General features: G+C 74.4%; 7 protein-coding genes. 4 read left to right on the forward strand and 3 right to left on the reverse strand.

What is annotated here, in order from left to right; all coding sequences use genetic code 11:
* The first annotated feature begins 36 nt into the window (after window positions 1-36).
* Window positions 37-945 carry a DUF6039 family protein gene (locus IE248_RS25695; protein WP_190031843.1) on the forward strand — a complete coding sequence of 303 codons (909 nt, stop codon included), beginning with the start codon at window positions 37-39 and terminating at the stop codon, window positions 943-945.
* An 81-nt stretch (window positions 946-1,026) separates the two neighbouring features.
* Here IE248_RS25695 and IE248_RS25700 read toward each other — a convergent pair whose 3' ends face one another.
* Window positions 1,027-1,392, reverse strand: coding sequence for a VOC family protein (locus IE248_RS25700; protein WP_008744093.1), 366 nt, complete (start codon window positions 1,390-1,392; stop codon window positions 1,027-1,029).
* 166 nt (window positions 1,393-1,558) lie between these two features.
* Here IE248_RS25700 and IE248_RS25705 point away from each other — a divergent pair, with 166 nt between their 5' ends.
* On the forward strand, window positions 1,559-2,269 hold the full coding sequence (locus IE248_RS25705) for a PIG-L deacetylase family protein (protein ID WP_073794140.1): 711 nt from the start codon (window positions 1,559-1,561) through the stop codon (window positions 2,267-2,269).
* A gap of 59 nt (window positions 2,270-2,328) precedes the next feature.
* Here IE248_RS25705 and IE248_RS25710 read toward each other — a convergent pair whose 3' ends face one another.
* Window positions 2,329-3,078, reverse strand: a complete 750-nt coding sequence (locus tag IE248_RS25710; protein ID WP_073794141.1) for a class I SAM-dependent methyltransferase — start codon at window positions 3,076-3,078, stop codon at window positions 2,329-2,331.
* Window positions 3,075-4,400: an alpha/beta fold hydrolase gene (locus tag IE248_RS25715; protein WP_190031844.1), complete on the reverse strand. Its 1,326-nt coding sequence runs from the start codon at window positions 4,398-4,400 to the stop codon at window positions 3,075-3,077. The genes IE248_RS25710 and IE248_RS25715 overlap by 4 nt, the downstream gene beginning before the upstream one ends.
* Before the next feature lie 127 nt (window positions 4,401-4,527).
* Here IE248_RS25715 and IE248_RS25720 point away from each other — a divergent pair, with 127 nt between their 5' ends.
* Window positions 4,528-4,779, forward strand: coding sequence for a phosphopantetheine-binding protein (locus IE248_RS25720; protein ID WP_053065725.1), 252 nt, complete (start codon window positions 4,528-4,530; stop codon window positions 4,777-4,779).
* 4 nt (window positions 4,780-4,783) lie between these two features.
* Window positions 4,784-6,382 (forward strand): amino acid adenylation domain-containing protein, encoded by a 1,599-nt coding sequence (locus IE248_RS25725; RefSeq protein WP_229895520.1) that lies wholly within the window; start codon window positions 4,784-4,786, stop codon window positions 6,380-6,382.
* Window positions 6,383-6,412 lie beyond the last annotated feature (30 nt).

Here is a 6,412-nt window from a genome sequence, read left to right on the forward strand (position 1 = left end):
CGTCCCGCCCCGCCCCGAACGAAGGGAAGAACACCCATGGACACCGCCCGGCCCACCGCGACGACCGCCCAGCACCAGGTGAGCACGCCCCCGGACAAGACCCTCGACACGGCCACGGCCGGGGCCGTGCTGTGGCGCACCGCCCAGATCCGGGCCGGTCACGGCCCCCGCGCCCGGGCGGCCACCCGCGCCCTCGCCGAGGACTTCAACCAGCAGTACGAGGGCGTGGCCACCGCGCTCAGCTTCGAGGACGGCTTCGGCACCCGGGGGCGGCTGCACTGGCTGATCCACCTGCGCTCCCTCCAGGACTACACCGCGCTCACCCAGCGCGGCGCCGACCGGGGGAGCGGCGTCTTCGGGCGCGCCGCCGGGGAGGACGACGGCTGGGAGGAGCTGTTCGAGGCGGGCAGCGTGCGGGAGACCGTCCTGCTGCCGCACCGCTGGGGCATCTTCGGCACCGCCACCGAGGCGATGATGCAGCAGGGGATCGACCCGATCGAGGCCGTGGACGGCCGCAGCCGCTTCCAGCTGCTGCCCGCCGCCGAGCAGACCTCGCTGCCCGTCGAGTCGCTGCTCACCAGCGCGTCCGCCGGCCTGCTGATGCACCGTACGGCCCAGGTGCACTACGCGTACCGCGCCGAGGCCCGGGTGCTCGCCCGGACCCTGGCGGAGACGTACAACCTCAACGCGAAGGGCCGCACCTCGGTCCTGATGTTCGAGGAGGCGTTCGGGCAGATGGACCGCATCCACTTCTTCATCCACATGGCCGACATCGAGGCCTACCAGGAGCTGATGGCCCTGGACGCCAGCCCCGACCCGACCGCGCCCCGCGCCTCGTACATCCAGGACTGGATCTCGCCAGAGCGCGGCGGCGGCACCTGGGACAAGATCGTCATGCAGGACAGCACGCGGGACGGCCTCCTCGTGCCGCGCACCTTCGGCTGAGCCCGCGAAACGGCGACGGCCGTGTCCCCCGCCCCGCGAACGCGGGCGGGGGACACGGCCGTCAGGCGTGCCGGCCGGCGGTCAGCCCGCCATCGTGGTGATGCAGAACGGGTAGCCGGCCGGGTCCAGCAGGACCGTCCACTTGCCCTCGCCCGGCTGGTACTCCGGCTTCACGGCGCCCAGGTCCACCAGCTCGGCCTCGGCCTTGTCCAGGTCCTCGACGCTGAAGTCGATGTGGAGGCGGTGGGCCGCCTCGGGCCAGGCCGGGGGCGCGTATCCGTCGATCTTGACGAAGCCGAGGCGCATGCCGTTCTGTCCGGCCAGATAGGCCGCCGTGTCACTGCTGAAGATCTTCTGCCACCCGGTCGCCCGGGCGTAGAACTCCGCCAGGGATTCCGGGTCGGGACAACTCACCGTAATGGCTCCGGGCTGAGCGATCGCTGCCATGGAAAGAACCTTTCACGCATGTGTTCCTGGAAGGCTGTAAGGGTGCAGCCGCCCGCAGTCTTGCATATCCGCGGCGGGGGCGGGCCGCCACGATTCGCCGGACAACGGCCTTGCGGCAGCACACTATTGAGCATGCACCGCCTTTGCCCGGCCTTACCGTCGGATCATGACCGAAAACCTGGAACGTATGCCTGAGGACTGGGAGAATGCCCTCGTCCTTGCCGCCCACCCGGACGACATCGAGTTCGGTTCCGCCGGCGCCGTCGCCGTGTGGACCCGAAAGGGGCGCGCCGTCTCCTATCTGCTGGCCACCCGGGGCGAGGCCGGGATCGACGGCATGGCCCCCGAACAGGCCGCCGGGGTCCGGGAGGCCGAGCAGCGGGAGGCCGCCTCCCGGGTCGGGGTCACCGAGGTCGAGTTCCTCGGCCACCCCGACGGGGCGCTGCGCGCGGGCGAGGCGCTGCGGGGCGACCTGGTGGCCGCGATCCGCCGCCACCGCCCCGAGCTCGTGGTGGTCTTCAACCACCACCGGCGCACCGGCACCGGCCGGTGGAACGCCCCCGACCACCGGGAGTTCGGCATGTGCGCGCTGGACGCGCTGGTGGACGCGGGGAACCGCTGGCTGCTGCCCGGGGCGGGGGAGCCGTGGTCGGTGAAGTACGTCGCCGTGGCGAACTCCCCCGAGCCCACCCATGCCGTGGACATCTCCACCGGCCTGGACGCGGCCGTCGAGTCGCTGGCGGCGCACGCCAGCTACCTGAAGGGACTCGGCCACCCCCCGGAGGCCGTACGGCCCGCGGTGAGCGGACAGGCGCAGTCGGTCGGCGCCCGCTTCGGCGGCGTGCCCGCGGCGGCCTTCGAGCTGATCCCCCGCTGATCCGCCGCTGACCTCCGGCCGACCGGGACCGCTCGAAGCCGCCACGGGCACGGGAGGCATCAGACCGGCTTCTCGGCGGCGGTCAGCCAGCACGACCACGCCTGCCGGCGCACCCGCTTGGGCTCCGGCAGCGCGTGGAGCTGCTCCAGGATCGGCGCGACGACCTCCGCCGCCCGGGCGGGATCCAGCTTCTGGAGGAACGGCACCTGGCGGTTGGTGATCAGCGCGATGAAGGTGTCCGGGTCCATCCCGCTCTCGTACTCCGGCTCCAGAGCCTGCCGCAGCACCCGCAGACCGGCCTTCTCGGCCGCCGTCCGGACCGCCTCCGGCTCGTCCGGGCGGGCCGGCTGCATCGCCTGCACCTGCCGCAGGATCAGCACCAGGTCGTCCGCCTCGGCCACGGGATCGCCGTGCCGGACCACCACGCGCCCGCCCGGCCGCAGCACCCGCGCCGCCTCGGCCAGCGCCGCCGGCATGTCGGGCATCAGGTGCAGCGCGTGCACGTACACCACGTTGTCCTGGGAGCCGTCCTCGAAGGGGAGCGCCATCCCGTCGCCGATCAGCAGCTCGCCGCCGAAGCGGGTCGCGGCGACGTCCAGCATCGGCTGGGAGACGTCCACCCCGCGCACGGTGTGCCCCAGGGCGGCCAGGCCGGCCGCCACCACTGCCGTGCCGACGCCGACTTCGAGCACCGAGCCGGGTGCGAGGTGCGTGGAGATGGTGGCGGCGGTCATGTGGCCGCGCCCCTCGCCGCCGCGCGCCGCGTCGTAGTTGGCGGCCATCTTGTCGAACTTGACGGACTCCGTCATGAGGTCACTTCCTCTGAGTTTGATGAGTTTGATGGGGTGAGTGGGGCCGCCGCTGTTGACCAGCGGACCTCGCGCGGGCCGCCCACGGCCGGCGGGCCCGGACGCGGGTCGTCGAGGAACGCCCCGCACACGGCGGCCACCACCTCCGGGCGGTCGAGCATGCTGTAGTGCGTCGCGCCGACGAGCAGGCCGTGGCCCGCCGTCAGCAACGGGACCAGTGCCGCCGGAGGTTCGGGCGCGGCCACCCGGTCCAGCTCGGCGCCCAGGGACAGCAGCGGAGGCAGGCCCGGCACGGCGGCCGGGACCGGGTGCCGCCACAGCTCGGTCAGCTGGCGGCTGTAGCCGGCCAGCGCCCGCGCGTCCCGGAACGGGCGCCGCAGTACGGCGTCCAGCCCCGGCGGGGTCCGCGCCAACACCTCGACGGCCGCCAGGTCTTCGTCCCGCGGCAGGGGTAGGGGGACGGCCTCGCCGCCCAGCGCCCGCAGCGCCCGCGCGGCCCGCTCCGGGTGCGCCGCCACCGAGGCGCACACGGCGCCCAGGTTGCGTTCGTACGCGGAGCTCGGATCGCTCCCCGCCCTCGGGTACGAACCGTGCAGCAGCACGGCCGCCCGTACCGCCTTCGGACGCCGGTGCGCGTACTCCACCGCGATCTGCGCACCCGAGCACCACGCGATGACGTCGCAGCGGTCCGCGCCCTCGGCTTCGAGGACCGCGTCGAAGTCGGCCAGCTGACCGGCGAGGGTCCAGGTCTGCCCGTACGGACCGGTTTCGCCCGCGTCCCACATCACCACCCGGCGGCCGGGCAGCAGCCGATCGGCCAGCGGGTACCAGACCTCGTCGGTGTGCCCCAGGGCGGTGAGCAGCACCAGCAGCGGTCCCCGCCCGCCGGCCCGGTAGCGCAGGGCGCGCCCGGAGTGCCGTGCCACACGGTGGTCCATGGCGCGGGCCAGGTGCGCGGCCCGGGCGGCCCGGAGGGCCCCGCGCCGGTCCTGACGCAGGCGCCAGCGCTCCCAGTCCCCGGCCGGACCGGAGTCGCCGGAGTCGCGGGTCACATCGGCCCGGTCGCCGCGGTCTGCCCGGTCTGCCCGGTCGGCCCCGTCGGCGTGGCGGCGGCGGTCCAGCAGGTCGTCCACCGCCGTGAACTCCCGCGCGGCCACGGCCGACAGCCGTACGCCCAGCGCGGCGGCGACCGCCCGCGCCGAACCGGCCGGCGGGTCGCTCGCGCGCAGCGGGCGGCCGTCGAAGTAGTCGGGGGCCCTCCGCGTCACCTCGACGAACGTCCGGTGCGCGGCGGTCAGGAACGACTCGATGGTCTCGGACATGATCCTCCAGCTCTCCGGCCGCGGTCCGAGCATGATCGGGCCCTTGCCGCGGTGCTGCTCAGTAGTGAGCGGCACGGCCCGCCGGGCACCGGTTCTCTGTGCGGGTCACCGAAGAGGGAAGGGCGCCGTGGAAACGATCCGATACGAGATCCTGGAAAAGATCTTGCGTGCCCAATTGCCCGCGCTGGAGCGGGAGGCGGTGATCCCACAGGACCTGCCGCTCGCCACCGTCGGACTGGACTCGGTCGCGACGGTCGTCCTGATGGACACCCTGGAAGACATCTGTGGCGTGACCTTCCCCGACGAAGCGATCGCCCCGGCCACCTTCCGCACCCCGGGTTCGCTGTGGGCCGTACTCGGCCGGCTGGCGAGCGGCTGACCGGGTGGCCGCCGAGGAAGTGGTGCTGCTGGACCAGTGGTTCGACCGGGGGCGCACGCTCGCCCCCGGCGGCCCGGCCCTGCGCGTGGGCCGACAGACCCTGACCTACGAAGAACTGGACGCCGAAGTGACGGCGCTGGCCGGTCCGCTCGCGGCCGCCGGCAGCCGCCGGGTCGGTGTCCTCGCGGCGAAGAGCGTGAGCGCGTACGCCGGATTCCTGGCCGCCCTGCGCGCCGGGGCCTGCGCCGTCCCGCTCGCCCCCGACGCGCCGCCGGACCGGCTCGCCGCCGTCGCCGCGGCGGCCGGCCTCGACGCCGTCGTGGTGGACGCCACCGGCGCCGCCGCGCTCCCCGCCCTGCTGCCCGGGCTCGCGCCGGGCACCCTACTCGTCACCGCCCTGCCGCAGCCCGCGGACCTGCCGCCCGGGATCCGGCTGCGCCGGCCCGGGCCGCCCGGCCCCCTCCGGGTCACCGGGCGCGGCCCCGACGACCTCGCGTACCTGATGTTCACCTCGGGCAGCACCGGTACGCCCAAGGGGGTGCCGATCCGGCACCGCAACATCAGCGCCTTCGTGCGCACCGCCCTGGAGCGGTACGAGGTCGGGCCGGGCGACCGCTTCAGCCAGATCTACGAGCTGACCTTCGACCTGTCGATGAGCGAACTGTTCCTGGCCTGGGGCTCCGGGGCCTGCCTGTGCGTGCTCAACCGGATCCAGGCCCTCTCCCCGGCCCGCCTCGCCGACCAGCGGATCACCGTGTGGCACGCGACGCCGAGCCTGGCCGCCTCGCTCCACAACGCCGGCCGGCTGCCCCCGGGTTGCCTGCCCGACGTCCGGACCACCGTCTTCTGCGGGGAGCCGCTCACCAGCGGCACCGCGCGCGCCTGGCACGGCGCCGCCCCCGGCTCCGTCATCGACAACCTGTACGGTCCGACCGAGGCCAGCGTCGCCTGCACCGGCCACGTCTGGGACGCCGACGGCCTGCCCGACGACGCCACCGTGCCGATCGGCCGGGAGTTCCCCGGCGTCCACACGCTCGTCGTCGGCGCGGACGGCGCCCCCGCCGACACCGGCGAACTCTGCCTGCGCGGCGAACAGGTCTTCACCGGCTACCTGGACCCCGCCGAGGACGAGGGTAGGTTCCTCGACCACGACGGCCACCGCTGGTACCGCACCGGGGACCTGGTACGCCGGGACGCGGGCGGGATGACCCACCTCGGCCGGACCGACACCCAGGTCAAGGTCCAGGGCTACCGGGTGGAGATCGGGGAGGTGAGCGCCGCGCTGCGCGCCGCCGCCCCGGGCGCGCAGGTCGCCGTCCTGACCGTCGACGGGGACACCGGCCCGCAACTGGTCGCCTGCCTGATGGGCGGACCGCCGGTGGCGCAGGCCGACGTGCTGGGCCGGGCCGCCCGGCGGCTGCCCGCCTACATGCTGCCGCGCATGCTCTGGTGGCTTCCGGAGCCCGTTCTCAACGCCAACGGGAAGATCGACCGGCCCCTGCTGCGGCGTGCGGCGCAGCGGCGGCTGGCGTCGTCCGCCCCGTCCGAGTCCGTGCCGCCCGAGTCCGTCCCGTCCCCTTCCGCCCCCACTCCGTCCTCGTGACCCCGGTCCGCTCAGATCTGAGCGGGCACC

The sequence above is a fragment of the Streptomyces goshikiensis genome, assembly GCF_014650555.1.
Lineage (GTDB): Bacteria > Actinomycetota > Actinomycetes > Streptomycetales > Streptomycetaceae > Streptomyces > Streptomyces goshikiensis.